Raw genomic sequence first — 3,161 nt, forward strand, 5'->3', positions numbered from 1 at the left:
CCCCGATCCCCTTGAGGTAGGTCAGGGCCCCCGGGTCGTGCCCCAGGCCCGGCGTCGAGTCCGTGTTCACGAAGACGATCTTGCGTGCGGCGAGCGTCGCCGCCACCGTGGCCTCCAGCTCGCCGAGCGGGACGGACGCGAGGATGCCGAGCGGCGCCGACCGGGAGGCGAACCGGCCGGCCGCGGCGGCCCCGACGATCGAGGCCATCACCGGGTGCTCGGCCAGCGCGGTCAGCAACCGGGAATCTACGGGACGTTTCGGACGAAGGCCCATTAATACACCCTATTTATCCTCGGAGGTCCTCGGAGAACCCGGGCAGGCCCAGCTTCCCCGGGTTCATGATCCCGTTCGGGTCGAGGGCCCGCTTGACCGCCGCCAGGGTGCCGAAGCCGCTGCCCAGAGAGGGCCGCACGTAGGGGGACCGGAGCAGGCCCACGCCGTGGTGGTGGCTGATCGCGGCGCCGTGCCGGACGAGCACGTCGTTGGCGGCGTCCCAGGCCGCCCGGTACCACTCCCGCCGGCGGGAGCGTTCCACGTCGCCGCGCAGGGAGAAGTACAGGCAGGCGCCGTCGGTGTAGGCGTGGGACTGGTGCGCGGAGGCGCGCAGCGTCCCCGGAACGGCTTCGACGGCCGCGATCACCTCGTCGTAGAGGGCCGTGAGAGACGACCACGGCGCCGCGATCTCGCAGGTGTCGGCCACGAAGCCGGGTCCCTTGGCGAACCCGTCGCCCGACTTGCCCACGATCATCCGCTCGTCGAGCCAGCGCGCCAGGACCGCGTCGCCGTCCAGCGTCACCGGGGCGCGGGCCGCGCAGACCTCCTCGGCGACGGCCATCGTCGCGTCCACCAGCGCCGGGTCGCCCTCATCGGCGATCAGCAGCAGGTTGGTGTCCGGCTCGCCGAAGTGGGTGCCGCTCTCGTGCGCGTCGTACAGGCGCAGCACCGCCGGGGTCGCGCCGCGCTGGAGGATCTCGCGGCAGGCGTCCAGCCCGTCGGAGAACGTGGCGAACCCGTACGCCAGGCCCGACGCGTACTCCGGCAGCCGGTGGGTCCGCAGCCGCAGCCGGGTGATCACGCCGAGCGTGCCCTCGGAGCCGATGAACAGCTGCCGCAGGTCGGGGCCGACGGCCGCCCGGGGGTAGGTGCCGAAGCTCGCGGTCGATCCGTCGGGCAGGACCACGTCCAGCCCCACGACCATGTCCTCGATCTTGCCGTACCGGGTGGAGAGCTGGCCCGCCCCCCGGCAGGCCGCCCAGCCGCCGACCGTGGAGATCGCGAAGGCCGACGGCCAGTGCCCCGCGGTGGCGCCGTGGACCTCCTGGAGCTCCTTCTCGAACAGGTCGCCGAACATCCCCGCCTGCACCTCGACGATCATCGATTCGGCGTCGAAGGACAGGATCCGGTCGAGCCGGCAGACGTCCAGCACGACCCCGCCGAACACCGGCAGCGCCGCGCCGAGCACGTTGCTGCGTCCCGCCGACACCGTCAGCGGGACGCGGTGCGCGGCGCAGATCCGGACCACGGCGGCCACCTGCTCCTCGTCGGCCGCCTCGACGACCACCGCGTCGGGGGTGGCCGGGCGCCCGTCGGTCTCGCCGATGGACGTGCCCGCCCACCAGTCGCGGGTCCGCCGGACCACCTCGTCCCGGCCGGTGTGCACGGCGGCCGCGGCCGCCCGCAGCTCGGCGAGGACCGCCTCCGGCACCGCGACCGCGCCCTGCTGCAGGCTCGCCTCGCCGTCGCCGGGCGGGCAGTCGGCGGCCCAGCGCGGCGGCGTGGGCGCCCCGACGACGTAGTCCCCGCGGTTGAAGGGGTGGGTGATGGTCTGCCTGCTGATCAACGGTTCTCCTCCATCAGTACGGTCCGCTCCCGCTCCACGCCGGAGACGTAGTCCTCGATCTGCCGCCCGGCCTCCTCGTCGGACAGCCCCAGCTCCCGCTGCAGCAGCCGCGCGACCTCCGGGGCCGCCTTGACCGACAGGTCGCGGGCGAACAGCCGCATCCGGGTGCGGCGCGACAGCACGTCGTCGACGGTCCGCGCCAGCTCGCACCGGGCCGCGTACACCACCTCGGCCCGCAGGTGGCCGCCGCCCTCGACGACCGGCTCGGCCAGGGAGGCGTCCTCGGCGATGAGATCGGCGACGAAGCGGGCCTCGGTGCCGTACCGCTCGCCCAGGTGCGCGCCGAGACCCCCCGTCGCCGAGGTGGCCTCCGCGTCGTAGCCCGCCCCGCCCAGCAGCGGGAGGCGGACGGTGCGGCAGCGCGCCTTGCGGCCGAGCTCCTTCAGCGCCTCGTCCACGACCAGCTCGCCCATGTGGCGGCTGGTGGTGAGCTTGCCTCCGGTGACGGTGACCAGCCCGTGCGCGTCGGTGGCGATCCGGTGGTCGCGGCTCATGTCGAGGGTGGCGCCCTCCTTGCCCCCGACGAGCGGGCGCAGCCCGGCGATCGACCCGACGACGTCCTCCGCGCCCAGTTCGGCGTCGAACGCGGTGTTGGCCCCGTCGAGGAGGTACTGCATCTCCTCCCGCGTGCACAGCACCTCGTCCAGCGGCCCGTCGTAGTCGGTGTCGGTGGTGCCGACCACGACCACGTCGCCCCAGCGGGTGCACGTGGCGCGGCGGGCGCGGCCGGGGACGGGCACGGTCACGGTCCCGTCGATCGGCAGCCGGGTCCACGGCACCACGATGTGCACGCCCTTGGCGGGACGGACGCGCGGCCGGTGGCCGGGATCCGACAGCGCGTCGAGCGTGTCGGACCAGACCCCCGTCGCGTTGACGACCACCCCTGCGCGCACCTCGACGTCGCGGCCGTCGACATGGACGGTGGCGCCGCGCACGCGGCCGTTCTCGCGGATCAGGCCGCGGCAGGCGGCGCCGTTGAGGACGGTCGCGCCGAAGTGCGCGGCGGTCCGCGCGATGGTCAGGGTGAGGCGGGCGTCGTCGGTGCGGCTGTCGTAGTAGAGCAGGCCGCCCCTGAGGCGGTCGGCGCGCAGCCGGGGGGCGCGGACCAGGACCTCCGGCACCGTCAGCCGCTGGTGGAGCCGCCCGATGCGCCAGCCGCCCGCGAGGTCGTAGGTCCACAGCAGGCCCTTGGACAGCTCGGCGACCGCGCCCTCGGCGCCGAGGACGACCAGGGTGGTGTCCGGGGCGGCGAACCGCTCC

At 74.6% G+C, this 3,161-nt stretch carries 3 protein-coding genes; all 3 read right to left on the bottom strand.

All coding sequences use genetic code 11. The features are described from left to right. Window positions 1-274 (bottom strand): glycerol-3-phosphate responsive antiterminator (locus tag AB0C69_RS40465; RefSeq protein ID WP_360361791.1); only part of this gene is annotated, 274 nt, incomplete at its 3' end. Window positions 275-287: 13 nt separating this feature from the next. Next, the gene (locus AB0C69_RS40470) at window positions 288-1,841 is read right to left on the bottom strand and encodes an FAD-binding protein (protein WP_353831236.1); all 1,554 of its coding nucleotides are present in this window, start codon (window positions 1,839-1,841) and stop codon (window positions 288-290) included. Then, window positions 1,838-3,161: glycerol-3-phosphate dehydrogenase/oxidase (locus AB0C69_RS40475; protein WP_360361795.1), on the bottom strand; the 1,324-nt coding region annotated here is incomplete at its 5' end. The genes AB0C69_RS40470 and AB0C69_RS40475, both read right to left, overlap by 4 nt.

Source organism: Actinomadura sp. NPDC048032 (assembly GCF_040653175.1).
Lineage (GTDB): Bacteria > Actinomycetota > Actinomycetes > Streptosporangiales > Streptosporangiaceae > Spirillospora > Spirillospora verrucosospora.